Genomic DNA, 14680 nt, shown 5'->3' on the forward strand with positions numbered 1-14680 from the left:
ATGTGCCACGATGGCCGCCGTGGCCCCCGACCCCGCGCGCACGCTCGCGCTGCTGTGGCGGGTCGAGCCCGTCGGCGGCGCCCGGGGACCGCGACGCGGTCTCGACCTCGACGACGTCGTCGCCCGCGCCACCGCCCTCGCCGACGCCGGCGGGCCCGACGGGCTCGCGACCCTGGGCGTCCGGGCGCTCGCCCGGGAGCTGGGCGTCGCCCCGATGACGCTCTACACCTACGTGCCCGGGCGCGAGGAGCTCGCCGACCTCGTCGTCGACGCCGCCTACGCCGCCATGCCCCGACGGGACACCACGGGCCGGCCCTGGCGCGAACGGCTCACCGCGGTCGCCGAGGAGAACCGCGCGCTCCACCGCGCCCACCCCTGGGCCGCGCGCGTCGACCCGGGCCGGCCGGTGCTCGGGCCCGGCGAGACGGCGAAGTACGAGCACGAGCTGGCCGCGTTCGACGAGCTCGCCGAGCTCGCGGACCTCGACGACGTCGACCGCGACGCCGCCCTGACGTTCCTGCTCGACGTCACGCGGGCGGCCGCGCTGGTCGAGCAGCAGTCGGCCGGGGACGGCGACGGCGCCGCCTGGTGGGCCGCCCGCGCCCCGGTGCTCGAGCGGGTGCTCGACCCCGAGCGCTACCCCCGCGCGGTCCGGGTGGGGGCCGCGGCCGGCGCGGCGCAGGACTCCGCCCGCGACCCCGACCGCGCCTGGCGCTTCGGCCTCGCCCGGGTGCTCGACGGCCTCGCGGCGCTCATCGACTGAACGGCTCCTTGGCGCAGACCTGCTGGCAGCGCTTCCATGGGCCGATGGCGGTGGCGGTCCTGCTCCACGGCGGGTGGCACGGCGGCTGGGTGTGGCGTCCGGTCGCCGCGCGGCTGCGGGCCGCCGGCCACGAGGTGCACACGCCGACGCTGACCGGCGTCGGGGACCGCGCGCACCTCCACGGGCCGCACGTCGGGCTGGGGACGCACGTCCAGGACGTCGTCGCGACGCTGCACATGGAGGACCTCCACGACGTCCTGCTCGTCGGGCACAGCTCGAGCGGCGTGGTCATCACCGGCGTCGCGCAGCGCGCCCCGGAGCGGCTCGCGGGCCTGGTCTACCTCGACGCGTTCGTCCCGGAGCCCGGGAGGTCCCTCCACGACCTGCTGCCCCCGGAGCGCCGCGCCTTCTTCCTCCGCCACGTCGACGCGGCGGACCGGATCGTGCTGGACCCGGAGGTCGCGATGGACGGCTGGGCCATCCGCGACGAGCGCCTGCGGGCCTGGGTGGGCCCCCGCCTGACGCCCCAGCCCCGTCGCGGCCCCGACGACCCGCTGCCCGACGAGCCGGTCCCGGCGCTTCCCCGTTGGTACGTCCACTGCACGGACAAGCCCGGGTTCGACGTCTTCGCGGGCTTCGCCGACGCCGCCCGCGGGGACGCGTCGTGGCGCGGCGTCGAGGTCCTCGACACCGGCCACGACGCGATGGTCACCGACCCGGAGGGGACGGCGCGGGTGCTCCTGGCCCTGCTGGGGTGAGCACGTGCCGATCGCGCCCGGCGCCCCACCCCACGGCGATCAGCGGCGCGACGAGCACCAGCATCACGACCAGCGGCACCGTCCAGCCCCCGGTGGCGTCGTGCAGCGCGCCGAGGGCGAACGGCCCGAGCGCGGCGAGCGTGTACCCGACGCCCTGGGCCATCGCCGAGAGCTCGGCGGTGTGCTCGGTGTCGGGCGAGCGCAGGGTGATGAGCAGCAGCCCGAGGGCGATGTTCGAGCCCTGCGCGATCCCGAGCAGCACCATCCACAGCACCGCCAGCGTGTCGGGCGCGAGGAGCAGCCCGACGTAGCCGGCGACGTAGAACAGGCACGTCGTGGTCACGACGAGGCTCTGCGACGGGCGGCGCATCGCGAACGACGGCGCCGTCGCCGAGAACACCAGCCCGACGAACCCGGCGAGCGAGAGCAGGAAGCCGCCCTCGGCCGGGGTGCGCCCGGCGTCGACGAAGATCGTCGGGATCCAGGCCGACATCGCGTAGAACTGCAGCGACTGCAGCCCCATGAAGAGCGTGACCTGCCACGCGAGCGGGTCGCGCAGCAGCGCGCTGCGCAGCGTCGGGCCCTCCCGCGGCGGCGGCGGGGGCACCGTGCGCCGGCGCGCCCGCGGCAGCCAGACGACCAGCGTCGCGACCGTCAGGAGCCCCCACAGCCCGAGGGTGGCGCTCCAGTCCAGGCCGGTGACCCGCTGCAGCGGCACCGTCAGCGCCGCCGCCACCGCGCCCCCGCCGGTGAGCACCATGGAGTACGCGCCGGTCATCGCGCCCGTGCGGTGCGGGAAGTCGCGCTTGACCAGCGTCGGCAGGGAGACGTTGCCGACCGCGATCGCCGTGCCGACGAGCACGCTGCCGACGAGGATGACGGCCAGCGAGGAGACCAGCCGCAGCGCGATCCCGGCCGCGAGCACCACCAGCGCCGCGACGAGCAGCCGCTCGAGGCCCCAGCGGCGGGCCAGGCGCGGCGCGACCGGCGCGAGGAGACCGAAGCAGAGCACCGGCAGGCTGGTCAGCAGCCCGGCGATGCCGCTGGAGACCCCGAGCGCGTCCCTGGCCTGGTCGACCAGCGGCGCGACGCCGACCACCGGCGGGCGCAGGTTGGCCGCGAGCAGCAGCACCGCGAACGCGGCGAGGGCGCCGCCGCGGCGCACCGCCGTCGCGGTGGTGGTCGGGGCACTCATGCCCAGGACCGCGCGACCTCGGCGGCGCGAGCGCGGCCCTGCTCCCGGCCGGCCTTCGCCGACGCCGGCATGGTGGCCGGGTCGAGCACGTTGGTGCCGAACGCCGCGACCGCGGTCTCGTCGGCGAGGATCGCGACCGCGGTGGTCTCCGGGTGCTGCTCCTGGCGGTGCTCGATCTCCTGGGTCACCGACCGGAACGGGCCGCCCGCCGGCGGGTCGAGCGGGGCGACGACGAGCAGCCGGTCGGCCGGCCCGGTGATCTCGAAGCCGTCGTCGTCGGCGCGCGCCACGTGCACCACCGACGCGACGCCGCCGTCCATGTAGCGCCACTTGCCGACCGTCATCGGCGGCCACACGCCGGGCACCGCGCAGCTCGCGGCCACCGCGTCGACGAGGCGGACGCGGGCGTCCCGGGTGAAGACCGCGAGGTCACCGGACTGCGCGTCGACCGCGGTGATGCGCAGGTCGGTCGCCGGCCACTCCTTGATCGGCAGGCGGGCGTCGATGACCTCGAGCCGCTCGGCCTCCGGCGGCGTGTCCGCGGCCAGCGCCCAGGCCCCGAGCCGGGCCCGCATCTCCCCGGCGTCGCGAGCGCCGGCCATCGCCGCGGCGAGCTCGGCGCCGAGGGCCTCCATGTCCAGGTTCGCGGGCGGACCCGTGGTGGCCGACGCGCCGGCGAGGTGCTCCTCATGCACGGCGGCGAGGTCCACACCGGTGGTCAGGAGCGTGCCGACGACGGAGCCGGCGGAGGTGCCGACCACGCGGTCCGCGAGGCCGAGGTCGACGCCGCCCTCGGCCAGACCGACGAGCACCCCCACCTCCCACGCGATGCCGGCGAGACCTCCGCCGCCGAGGACGAGGGCACGGGTCGGACGGGTGCGAGCGTCGGCGGTCACGGCGCCACCTTCCACCTCCGCGGCACGCTCCGCACGCGCGATGTCACGGATCGCACTCCGTTCGACCGGGTCACGTGGGTGGCAGGCGCACCAGGAGGTCGTAGAGCCGGGTCGTCTGCTCCGGATCCTGGTTGTCGTCGCTGACGAGCAGGACCCGCAGCGCGCCGTCGGGCGTGCGTCCGAGCACCGTCATGCCCTCGACGTTGTCGAGCAGCGGGTTCGGCTGCGCCTGCGCGGCGGTGGCGCCGAGGTCCGGGCACGCGCCGAGGTCCGCGAGCAGGGCGCGGGCGATCGGCGCCGGCCCGCCGGTGGGCGGCAGCTCCGGCGTCCCGGTGACGTCGGCGGCGCCGCGCGGGTCGGCGAGCGCGAGGTGCACGGTGTTGCCGACGCCGCGTGTGTAGGAGCGCTCGACGACGAGCAGGCGCCCGTCGCCGGTGGCGGCGAGCTCGGCGACGTCGAGGCCGGGGTCGGGGAGGTACGCCCACTGCGGGCCCGGCCACGTCACGATGCGCCGTACCGCCGGGTCGTCACCGTCGAGCGGGCCCTCCATCGCGGCGACGACCGGGCCGCCGGGGGCGAGCACCGCGACGCCCTCGAGGCTCGCGTTGCCCGCCGCGCGGTCGGCCAGGCCCGCCGGCACGTCGAGGCGTCCCAGGAGCCGGCCGTCGCGGTCGTAGCGGTGCACCGCGGGTGCGCGCTCGGTGGCGACCAGCCGCGTCCCGTCGGCGTCGACCGCGAGCCCCTCGGTGTCGAGGGCGGCACCGTCCTCGTCGGCCAGGGGCGTCACACCCGTCGGCTCGCGCGTGCGCGGGTCGAGGGTGAACAGCACCGAGCGGTCGCCCAACGCCAGCAGGGCGCCGTCGCGATCGACGCCGAGCCCGGACAGGCCGGCGACCGACCACGTGCGCCGGGCGCCGTACTCCCGGCCGTCGAGGACGTCGGAGAAGCCGGTGATCGCGACGCTCGGCGAGCACGGCTGAGGTGCGACGCTCGCCGACGTCGGGCCGGCCGGCGGGGCGCCGCACGCGGCGAGCACCGCCAGCAGGACCGCCAGCAGGACCGCCGTCGCCACTGCCCGCGCCACCCCGACACCGTGCCGCACCGAGGTGAACGGCGTGCGTCGCGGTGATCGAAGTACCGATACGGACGCTGAGCGTCTGCAAAGGCACTTCGCTGACACCCCTCAGCCGCGGCGCGACTCGGCCTCGGCGACCCGCTCGATCACCGTAAGCACGCTGTCGGGGTTCAGCGACATCGAGTCGATGCCCTGCTCGACGAGGAACTCGGCGAGGTCGGGGTGGTCGCTGGGGCCCTGGCCGCAGATGCCGACGTAGCGGTCCTTGGCGTGGGCCGCCTCGATCAGCATCGTGATCATCTTCTTGACCGCCGGGCTGCGCTCGTCGAACAGGTGCGAGAGCCGGTCGTCGTCGCGGCCGATGCCGAGGGTGAGCTGGGTGAGGTCGTTGGAGCCGATGGAGAAGCCGTCGAAGCGGTCGGCGAACTCGTCGGCCTGCAGCACGTTCGACGGGATCTCGGCCATGACGTAGACCTGCAGGTCGTCGCGGCCGCGCTCGAGCCCGTAGCCGGCCATGGTCTCGAGGACCCGGTCGGCCTCCTCGGGCGTGCGGCAGAACGGGACCATGACGACGACGTTGGTGAAGCCCATCTCGGTGCGCACGCGCTGCAGCGCCCGGCACTCGAGCGCGAACGCCTCCTTGTACTCGTCGCTGTAGTAGCGCGACGCCCCGCGCCACCCGAGCATCGGGTTCTCCTCGTCGGGCTCGAACTGCGTCCCGCCGAGCAGACCGGCGTACTCGTTGGTCTTGAAGTCCGACAGCCGCACGACGACGGGCTCCGGGTACTGCGAGGCGGCGATCGTCGCGACCCCGCGGGCGAGGTGGTCGACGAAGTACTCGCCCTTGTCCTCCCAGCCGGCGGTGAGCTCCTCGATCTGCGCCCTTGCGTCCGCGTCCTCGACCTCGTCGAGGTGCAGCAGCGCCAGCGGGTGGGCCTGGATGACGTTGTTGACCAGGTACTCCATGCGCGCCAGGCCGATGCCGTGCGCGGGCAGGCGCCACCACTGCATGGCCGCCGCGGGGCTGCCGATGTTCATCATCACGCGCGTCGTCGGCTGCGGCACCGACTCGAGGTCGAGCTCGCGCTCCTCGTAGGCGAGCAACCCCTCGTAGACGTGCCCCTCGTCGCCCTCGACGCAGGAGATCGTCACCTCGCGGCCGTCGGTGAGCAGCTCGGTGGCGTTGCCGGACCCGACGATCGCCGGCACGCCGAGCTCGCGGCTGACGATCGCGGCGTGCGAGGTGCGCCCGCCGCGGTCGGTGACGATCGCGGCGGCGCGGCGCATGATCGGCACCCAGTCCGGGTCGGTCATCTCGGTGACCAGGACCTTGCCGTCCTCGAACCGGTCGACGTCGTCGGCGGACGCGATGACCTGCACCTCGCCGGCCGCGATCGCCTGCCCGATCGCGAGCCCGGACAGGATCACCTCGCCGGTCTCGGTGAGGCTGAAGGTGGAGAGCGTCCCGGCGCCGGCGCGCGACTGCACGGTCTCGGGGCGCGCCTGCACGACGAACAGGTCGCCGCTGCGGCCGTCCTTGGCCCACTCGACGTCCATGGGACGTTCGTAGTGCGCCTCGATGACGCTGCCCCAGCGGGCGAGCGCGAGGATCTCGTCGTCGGTCAGGACCGTCGCGCGGCGCTCCTCGTCGGTGGTCTCGACGTTCTCGGTCGGCTCAGAGTCGGGGCCGGCGTCGGTGTAGACGAGCTTGCGCTCCTTGGCCCCGATCGTCTTCGCGAGGATCGGGACGAGCTCCTCGCGGTCGAGGAACGGCTTGTAGACCGTGTACTGGTCGGGAGTGACCTCGCCGCCCACGACGTTCTCGCCGAGACCCCAGGCGGCGTTGATGATCGCGGTGTCGGGGAAGCCGGTGTCGGAGTCGATCGTGAACATGACCCCGGCGGAGCCGAGGTCGGAGCGCACCATCTTCTGGATGCCGATCGAGAGCGCCACGTCGGTGTGCTCGAAGCCCTGCTCGACGCGGTAGCTGATCGCGCGGTCGGTGAACAGCGAGGCGTAGCAGTCGCGGCAGGCCGCGAGCAGGGCGTCGGCGCCGGTGATGTTGAGGTAGGTGTCCTGCTGGCCCGCGAAGCTCGCGTCGGGCAGGTCCTCGGCGGTCGCGCTGCTGCGCACCGCGACGTCGACGTCGGTCGTCTCGTAGCGCTCCCCCAGCTCCGCGTACGCCGACCGGATCGCCTCCGCGGTCGCCTCCGGGAACTCCGACTGCGCGAACAGGTCACGGACGGCCGCGCCGGCGTCGGCGAGCTCCCGGGAGCCGTCGGCGAGCTCGCCGAGGATGCCGGCGATCTTCTCGTCGAGGTGGTTGTGCGCGAGGAACGTGCGGTAGGCCGTCGCCGTCGTCGCGAAGCCGCCCGGGACCCGGATGCCGCGCCCGGCGAGGTTCCCGATCATCTCGCCGAGCGAGGCGTTCTTCCCGCCCACCTCCTCGACGTCACCGGATCCCACCGTCTCCAGCCAGCGCACCTCGTCGGCCACCGCGTCCTCCTCCGTCGTGGGCCGCGCGCCCCACGTCCCTCCCCGGGACGAGTGGCGCGCGGCCGAGCACCGGGCGGAGTCCCCCGTGGCGGCACTGCGGAAAACGGCGGAACGATTCAGGACGGCGCGCGCACCAGCCGGGCCGCCAGCCGGTCGATCTCGGCCTCGGGATCCGCGGTCAGCCCGGTGTGCACGGGCCCGGGCTGCAGGACGGTGCTGCGCGGCGCGGTCAGCCACCGGAAGCGCTCGCCGGCGGAGAGCACCGCCGCCGGGCCCTCGCCCCGCACCGCCCGCTCCCACGCGGCGACGGCGTCGCGCACGGCGTCGAGGTCGGCGTGCGGGGCGAGGGCGCGCACGCGGTCCGGGTCGAGGTCGGTGCGGGCCGCGAGGTGCTCGCGGTGGCGGCAGTAGAGCAGCACGCCGACGTTGACCAGCTCGCCGCGCTCGATGTCGGGCACCACGCGCAGCAGGGCGTACTCGAAGGTGTCGCGCTCGCTCATCGCGGCACCCACGCCTCGCGGGCGTCGAGCCGCGCCAGGAGGTGCTCGACGTAGGCCTCGCGCCGGGCCTCGGGTGCGGTGCCCGGCTCGTCCAGCCAGCCGTCGGGCACCCGGGCCACGACGTCGCTGAGCAGGGCCCGGTCGACCCGCCCGGCGAGCTCGGCGTCGGCCTCCGCCCGCGCCGTCGCCGCCGGGGCGAGCACGTGGTCGCCCGCGTCGTAGGGCCGCGCGACGACGGCGTCGGCGCGGGCCCAGGAGTGGTGGAAGTAGAGGCAGGCGCCGTGGTCGATGAGCCAGAGGTCGCGGTGCCAGCGCAGCAGGTTCGGGTTGCGCCACGACCGGTCGACGTTCTCGACGAACGCGTCGAACCACAGCACGCACGACGCCTCGAGCGCGCCCACCGTGTGGGCCACCGGGTCGAAGCCGATGGCGCCGGGCAGGAAGTCCATGCCGAGGTTCTCGCCGCCGCTGCGCGCGAGCAGCTCCTGGACCTCCCAGTCGGGCTCGGCGCGGGCGATCACGGGGTCGAGGTCGAGCACCACCAGCTCGGGCACCCGCAGCCCCAGGCGACGGGCGAGCTCGCCCGCGATCACCTCGGCGACCAACGCCTTCGCGCCCTGCCCGGCGCCGACGAACTTGGCGACGTAGGTGCCGAGGTCGTCCGCCTCGACCAGCCCCGGCAGCGAGCCGCCCTCGCGCAGCGGGGTGACGTACCGGGTGGCGACGACCCGCTGCAGCCCCGCCCCGCCACCGTCCACGGGCGCCATCGTGCCGGGCCTCGCCGCGCTCAGCGGTCCGGGGGGCCGGCGGGGGTGCCGTGCTCGACCTGCGGCGCCACCCCGATGCGACGCAGCAGGAACAGGCACGCGACGGCGATGTCGTTCCACGCCGTGGCGTTCTCCGCCCGCGACCAGTCGATCTTCTCGCGCAGGGCGCGCGCCGTGGGCAGGACCTTGGCGAGGTCGCAGGCGTGCTCGTTGAGCGCGGCGAGCTTGCCGATGATCAGGTCGGTGGCGTCGACGACGGGCATCGCCACCGAGAGCACCTCCTGCTCGTGCGCCCGGGCGAGCAGCTCTTCGTCGACCGACTCACCGGCGAGGCGGAACAGGACGTCGACCAGCGCGCCGTCGCTGTAGACCTTGAACAGCCAGTCCTCGGGCGGGTGCCGGACGTCCAGCCCCGCCGCGGCCAGGACCTCCGCCGCGCGCTCCGCGTCGGCCTCGGCGACGACGAAGTCGACGTCGTTCTCGGGCTCGGGCCCACCCAGCGCCCAGCCCGCGTAACCGCCCGCGAGCGCGAAGCCGACCCCGCCCGCGCGCAGGGCGACCGCCACGCGCTTGAGCGCCTCGCGGCGGCCGACGCCGTCGGGGGCGTGAGCGGGATCGCCGTGGGGTCCGTTCACCTCGAGAGCGTTACCCGGGGAGATCGTCAGCGAACCGGGCACCCTGGGGCTCGTGCGACTGGGGACCTGGAACGTGCTGCACGGCGCCGCGACGGCCACCGGCCCGGCCGACGTGGAGGGATTCGCGAAGGCCGTCGACGAGCTCGACGTCGACGTCCTCGGGCTGCAGGAGGTCGACCGCGCCCAGCCACGCTCGGACGGGGCGGACCTGGCGGCGGTCGCGGCCGACGCGATGGGCGCCGTCGAGCACCGCTTCGCGCCGACCCTGCACGGCACACCCGGCGAGTGGGCGCCGGCGCCGGACCCGGTGGGCGGGACGACCGAGGGCGGCACCCAGCCGCCGCCGGGGACGGCACCGGCGTACGGGATCGCGCTGGTGTCGCGACTGCCGGTGGTCGACTGGCGCGTGCTGCCCCTGCCCCGCCTGCCGCGCCGGGTCCCGCTGCTGCTCGGCAGCCCGCGGCGCCCGGTGCTGGTGCGCGACGAGCCCCGCACCGCGCTCGCCGCCCGTGTCGTCGGCCCGCACGGCCCGGTGACCGTCGTGACCACCCACCTGTCGTTCATCCCCGGCTGGAACCTCGTCCAGCTGCGCCACCTCGTGCACGCCCTGCGCGACGACGACCCGCTGGTCGTCACCGGGGACCTCAACCTCGGCGCCCGCCGCGCCCACCTCGGCAGCGGGCTGCCCGGCCTCGTCGCGGGGCTGACGTTCCCGGCCGACGCCCCGCAGCGCCAGATCGACCACGTGCTCGGGCGCGGCGTCGTCGCCTCCGCACCGCAGGTGCACCACCCGCCGCTGTCCGACCACCGCGCGCTGTCCGCGACGGTGGTCCCGACGGAGTGAGCGGGCGTGCCGGGTCGAGCGCGGCGCCCGGGGCGCCCGGCGTCGCGGGTGACGCCGGGCGCCCCGGGCGGGGCCGGGGAGCGGACCGGTGGGGTGGGTGTGCAGCCGGGCCGGCTGAACCGGACCGGCCGTGGCCGGACTAGCTGCAGCCGCTGGTCGAGCCGCAGCCCTCGCAGACGTAGCAGGACCCGGCGGGCCGCATCTTCGTGCCGCAGGTCAGGCAGAGGGGCGCGTCGGCCGCCTTGCCCTGCTGCAGCTCGAGCAGCTCGGTGGAGCTGCCGACGGAGACATCGGCCTTGCGACGGTCCTTGGGCCCGTCATCGGTGGGCGTGACGTCCACCGAGGTGCGCAGCGACTCGACGTCGACCGGCTCGGCGGCCGGGGCCGCCGGCGCGGCGGGCGCCCCGGTGCCGTAGTCGGTGGCCGCGACCTGGGCCGAGCGCTCGTCCGCCGAGAAGATGCCCAGCTGGGCGCGCTTCTCGTAGGGCAGGTGGTCGAGCGCGATCCGGCGGAACAGGTAGTCGACGACGCTCGTGGCCATCCGGACGTCGGGGTCGTCGGTCATGCCCGCCGGCTCGAAGCGCATGTTGACGAACTTGGAGACGTAGGTCTCCAGCGGCACGCCGTACTGCAGCGCGATCGAGATGGCCATCGAGAACGCGTCCATGACGCCGGCGAGGGTCGAGCCCTGCTTCGACATCTTGACGAAGATCTCGCCGAGGCCGTCGTCGGGGTACGAGCCCGCCGTCATGTAGCCCTCGGCGCCGGCCACGGTGAACGACACCGTCTCGCTCGGGCGCTTCTTCGGCAGCCGCTTGCGCACGGGGCGCGGGTCGGCCGCGGCCACCTCCTTGCCGGTGGTCGACTCGGCGGTGGCGCCGCTCGCCTTGCCCGTGGACAGCGGCTGGCCGACCTTGCAGTTGTCGCGGTAGATCGCGAGCGCCTTGAGCCCCAGCTTCCAGGACTCGAAGTAGATCTCCTCGACGTCCTCGACGGTGGCCTGCTCGGGCATGTTGACCGTCTTGGAGATGGCGCCGGAGATGAACGGCTGGACCGCGGCCATCATCCGCACGTGGCCCATCGGCGCGATCGAGCGCTGGCCCATCGCGCAGTCGAACACCTCGTAGTGCTCGGGGCGCAGGCCCGGGGCGTCGATGACGTGGCCGTGCTCGGCGATGTACTCGACGATCGCCTCGCTCTGCTCGGCCTGGTAGCCGAGCACGTCGAGGGCGCGCGGGATGGTCTGGTTGACGATCTGCATCGAGCCGCCGCCGACCAGCTTCTTGAACTTGACCAGCGAGAAGTCCGGCTCCACCCCGGTGGTGTCGCAGTCCATCATGAAGCCGATGGTCCCGGTGGGGGCGAGCACGCTGGCCTGGGCGTTGCGCCAGCCGTCGCGGGCACCGACCTCGAGCCCGGTCTGCCACTGCTCGGTGGCCGCGTCGCGGATGCGGGCGTCCTCGCGGTGCAGCGTGCGGATCGCGTCGTTCGCGGCGGCGTGCTTGCGCATGACCCGGCGGTGCGCGTCCGCGTTGCGGGCGTAGCCGTCGTACGGCGCGACCGCCCCGGCGAGCTCAGCGGAGCGGCGGTAGGCCGTGCCGGTCATCAGCGAGGTGATCGACGCCGCCAGCGCGCGCCCGCCCTCGGAGTCGTACGCCCGGCCGGTGGCCATGAGCAGCGCGCCGAGGTTGGCGTAGCCGATGCCGAGCTGGCGGAAGGCGCGGGTGGTCTCGCCGATCGACTCGGTGGGGAAGTCGGCGAAGCAGATCGAGATGTCCATCGCGGTGATGACCAGCTCGACCGAGCGCACGAAGTCGTCGACGCGGAAGGTGTTGTCGTCGTCGAGGAACTTCATGAGGTTCAGCGACGCAAGGTTGCAGCTGGAGTTGTCCAGGTGCAGGTACTCCGAGCACGGGTTGGACGCGGTGATGCGTCCGGACTCCGGCGAGGTGTGCCAGTCGTTGATCGTGTCGTCGTACTGCAGGCCCGGGTCGGCGCACTCCCATGCAGCCTCGGCCATGCTGCGGAAGAGCTTCTTGGCGTCGACGGTGTCGACGACCTCGCCCGTCGTGCGGGCCCGCAGCCCGAACTCGCCGCCCGACTGCACCGCGCGCATGAACTCGTCGGAGACCCGGACCGAGTTGTTGGCGTTCTGGTACTGGACCGACGTGATGTCGGAGCCGCCGAGGTCCATGTCGAACCCGGCGTCGCGCAGCACGCGGATCTTGCGCTCCTCGTCGCGCTTGGTGGCGACGAAGTCGGCGACGTCCGGGTGGTCGACGTCGAGCACGACCATCTTCGCGGCGCGGCGCGTGGCCCCGCCGGACTTGATGGTGCCGGCCGACGCGTCGGCGCCGCGCATGAACGACACCGGGCCCGAGGCCGTGCCGCCGGAGGACAGCAGCTCCTTCGACGAGCGGATGCGCGAGAGGTTGAGGCCGGCGCCGGAGCCGCCCTTGAAGATCAGCCCCTCCTCGCGGTACCAGTTGAGGATCGACTCCATCGTGTCGTCGACCGACAGGATGAAGCAGGCGCTGACCTGCTGCGGCGAGCTCGTGCCGACGTTGAACCACACCGGCGAGTTGAAGCTGAAGTACTGGTGCAGCAGCATCCACGTCAGCTCGTGGGAGAACAGCTCCGCGTCCGCGGGCGTGGCGAAGTACCCGTGCTGCGTGCCGGCCTCGGTGTAGGTGCGCACCACGCGGTCGATGAGCTGGCGCAGGCTCGACTCGCGCGTCTCGGTGCCCAGCGCGCCGCGGAAGTACTTGCTGGTGACGATGTTGACCGCGTTCACCGACCACGACTGCGGGAACTCGACGCCCCGCTGCTCGAAGTTGACCGAGCCGTCGCGCCAGTTCGTCATCACCACGTCACGGCGTTCCCACACGACCTCGTCGTACGGGTGGACGCCGGGGGTGGTGTGCACACGCTCGATGGTCAGGCCCCGCCGCGGCGCGGCGGTGTCCGACTCCCCGGACGTGGTGCCGACGGTCTCCGTCATCGGTGTCATCCCTTGTTCGTCTCTTCCGACGAGCCGGCGGCGCTTCCCCACGCTCCGGGCCGTCGTTGTGATTCCCCGACCGTCAGTCCCCGGCCCGTGCTCCCGCGGCGTCCGTCGTCGTCGCCCCCGCAGTGTCGCCCCGACCCCCGACAGTGCCCTCGGGACGGCCCTGAGGGCCCTCCCGCGAGCTGCGCAGATCGGCGATCTCGGCCTCGAAGTCCGCCACCGACGAGAAGTTGCGGTAGACGCTGGCGAACCGCAGGTAGGCGACCTCGTCGAGCTCGCGCAGCGGCCCCAGGATGGCCATGCCGACCTCCTGGCTGGGCACCTCGGCGGTGCCCGCGGCCCGGATCGTCTCCTCGACGCGGTGCGCCAGCTGGGCCAGCGCATCGGGGTCGACCGGACGGCCCTGGCAGGCCCGGGCCACACCGCGCACGACCTTGTCGCGGCTGAACGGCTCGGTGACCCCGCTGCGCTTGAGCACGGCGAGCACGGGCTCCTCGACGGTGGTGAAGCGCTTGCCGCACGACGAGCACGACCGGCGTCGCCGGATCGCCTGCCCCTCGTCCGCCTCGCGGGAGTCGACGACGCGGGAATCGGCGTGCCGACAGAACGGGCACCGCATGTCGGACTCCCCCTCCCTCGTCGTCGTCCGCCGGCCGAGTTGTCCCCATCCCCTGGGGATCACCGCCCGACCCTGGGGATCGCCGCCCGGGCCCCGCCGCCCCTGGGGACGGACCTGGGGATCACCGGGCCCGGTCCGTGGATCGGGCGCCTCCGCCGGTGGAGCACCACCGTCGTGCGGTGGAGGACCCTGTGGAGAGCCCCTCACCGGTGTGCACAAGCTGTGGACTAACTACACCAGTGTAACCACTAGATGTTGGGGTGGGACGGTAGCGACGCGCGGACTCGCGATGCAACTCCCGGGACGGTGCCCGGACACCGGGGCGCCGAGCGGCCGTCACGTCCGGACGGGCGGGCCCTCGGTGGGGAACGGGGGGCGGGCGGTGCCCGAGTGGGTGGCGGCCCGCGACACGGCCGAGGTACAGCCGGGAGGAGAGGTGGTGGACCGTCGCGGGCTCAGCCCGCTGCCGGCACCACGAGCGGCCGACCGGGCGCCAGGGACGACGCGCCCTCCATCCCGTTGAGCTCGCGGATGCGGGCGACGACCCCGTCCGTGTCGGCCCCGGGGGCGACGCGGGCCGCGACGTCGGTGAGCGACTCCCCCGCTCCGACGACGGCCACCGTCGTCCCCGCGGGCACGGGTGCGGCGGGGGCGCCGGGGGCGGTGGACGGGACGACGAGGCCGGCGAGCACCCCGACCAGCACCCCGAGCAGGACGCCGAGCACGACCACGGCGGCGACGCGGCGACGACGCAGCACCGCGGGCGCGACCGCGGGCGCGACCTCGAGGCGGGGGGCCGCACCCCCGCCTGCGACCCGGGGGCGCACCGGGGGCAGCGCGGCGGGGCTGCGCCGCCCGGAGGGGCGGACGGGGCCGCGGACCTCGTCGAGACCGGCGGGACGGGCGGGGCGCGAGCCCGCGGGCAGCGGACGCCCGGAGGGACGGGCGGCGGGACGCACCGGCAGGACCGCGGACGGGGCCGACCCCCCGGCACCCACGATCCCGCCGGCACCCTCGCCCGTACCCGGCACCTCGACGTCGCAGCGGCCCAGCGGACCGGTCGTCCCCACGGACATGTCGACCTCCTCGACTCGCACACGCGTTCGATCGAACGCGTGTGCGATG

The 14680-nt window shown here is 74.6% G+C and carries 13 protein-coding genes; 3 read left to right on the forward strand and 10 right to left on the reverse strand.

Annotated elements, in window-relative coordinates:
* Positions 1–10: 10 nt before the first annotated feature.
* Together PGB27_RS02305 and PGB27_RS02310 are read left to right on the forward strand one after the other, a co-directional pair.
* Complete coding sequence (locus PGB27_RS02305) at positions 11–763, forward strand: TetR/AcrR family transcriptional regulator C-terminal domain-containing protein (protein WP_274198713.1); 753 nt, start codon at positions 11–13, stop codon at positions 761–763.
* 44 nt (positions 764–807) lie between these two features.
* A complete protein-coding gene (locus PGB27_RS02310; protein WP_274198714.1) occupies positions 808–1521 on the forward strand; it encodes an alpha/beta fold hydrolase in 714 nt (237 codons plus the stop codon).
* Here the strand turns inward: PGB27_RS02310 and PGB27_RS02315 are convergent.
* The 7 genes from PGB27_RS02315 to PGB27_RS02345 form a co-directional block, all read right to left on the reverse strand.
* Positions 1472–2716 carry a CynX/NimT family MFS transporter gene (locus PGB27_RS02315; RefSeq protein WP_274198715.1) on the reverse strand — a complete coding sequence of 415 codons (1245 nt, stop codon included), beginning with the start codon at positions 2714–2716 and terminating at the stop codon, positions 1472–1474. The two genes, PGB27_RS02310 and PGB27_RS02315, sit on opposite strands and share 50 nt — an antisense overlap.
* Positions 2713–3612 (reverse strand): patatin-like phospholipase family protein, encoded by a 900-nt coding sequence (locus PGB27_RS02320; RefSeq protein WP_274198716.1) that lies wholly within the window; start codon positions 3610–3612, stop codon positions 2713–2715. Before PGB27_RS02320 ends, PGB27_RS02315 begins: the two co-directional genes overlap by 4 nt.
* A gap of 70 nt (positions 3613–3682) precedes the next feature.
* Positions 3683–4696: an esterase-like activity of phytase family protein gene (locus PGB27_RS02325; protein WP_274198717.1), complete on the reverse strand. Its 1014-nt coding sequence runs from the start codon at positions 4694–4696 to the stop codon at positions 3683–3685.
* A gap of 99 nt (positions 4697–4795) precedes the next feature.
* A complete protein-coding gene (gene ppsA, locus PGB27_RS02330) occupies positions 4796–7183 on the reverse strand; it encodes a phosphoenolpyruvate synthase (RefSeq protein ID WP_274198718.1) in 2388 nt (795 codons plus the stop codon).
* A 116-nt stretch (positions 7184–7299) separates the two neighbouring features.
* Positions 7300–7683: a DUF3037 domain-containing protein gene (locus tag PGB27_RS02335; protein WP_274198719.1), complete on the reverse strand. Its 384-nt coding sequence runs from the start codon at positions 7681–7683 to the stop codon at positions 7300–7302.
* Entirely contained in the window at positions 7680–8450 is a 771-nt protein-coding gene (locus tag PGB27_RS02340) for a HipA family kinase (protein WP_408629989.1), read from the reverse strand. Before PGB27_RS02340 ends, PGB27_RS02335 begins: the two co-directional genes overlap by 4 nt.
* 20 nt (positions 8451–8470) lie before the next feature.
* Positions 8471–9085, reverse strand: a complete 615-nt coding sequence (locus tag PGB27_RS02345) for a nucleotidyltransferase (RefSeq protein ID WP_274198721.1) — start codon at positions 9083–9085, stop codon at positions 8471–8473.
* A gap of 52 nt (positions 9086–9137) precedes the next feature.
* On the opposite strand from PGB27_RS02345, the gene PGB27_RS02350 reads away from it, so the two are divergent.
* The gene (locus PGB27_RS02350; RefSeq protein WP_274198722.1) at positions 9138–9929 is read left to right on the forward strand and encodes an endonuclease/exonuclease/phosphatase family protein; all 792 of its coding nucleotides are present in this window, start codon (positions 9138–9140) and stop codon (positions 9927–9929) included.
* 139 nt (positions 9930–10068) lie between these two features.
* Here the strand turns inward: PGB27_RS02350 and PGB27_RS02355 are convergent, their stop codons facing one another.
* The 3 genes from PGB27_RS02355 to PGB27_RS02365 form a co-directional block, all read right to left on the reverse strand.
* Entirely contained in the window at positions 10069–12930 is a 2862-nt protein-coding gene (locus tag PGB27_RS02355) for a vitamin B12-dependent ribonucleotide reductase (protein WP_274198723.1), read from the reverse strand.
* Between the two features lie 82 nt (positions 12931–13012).
* On the reverse strand, positions 13013–13555 hold the full coding sequence (nrdR, locus tag PGB27_RS02360; RefSeq protein ID WP_274198724.1) for a transcriptional regulator NrdR: 543 nt from the start codon (positions 13553–13555) through the stop codon (positions 13013–13015).
* 455 nt (positions 13556–14010) lie between these two features.
* The gene (locus PGB27_RS02365; protein ID WP_274198725.1) at positions 14011–14631 is read right to left on the reverse strand and encodes a hypothetical protein; all 621 of its coding nucleotides are present in this window, start codon (positions 14629–14631) and stop codon (positions 14011–14013) included.
* Between the last annotated feature and the right edge of the window lie 49 nt (positions 14632–14680).

The sequence above is a fragment of the Actinomycetospora lemnae genome, assembly GCF_028737315.1.
Lineage (GTDB): Bacteria > Actinomycetota > Actinomycetes > Mycobacteriales > Pseudonocardiaceae > Actinomycetospora > Actinomycetospora lemnae.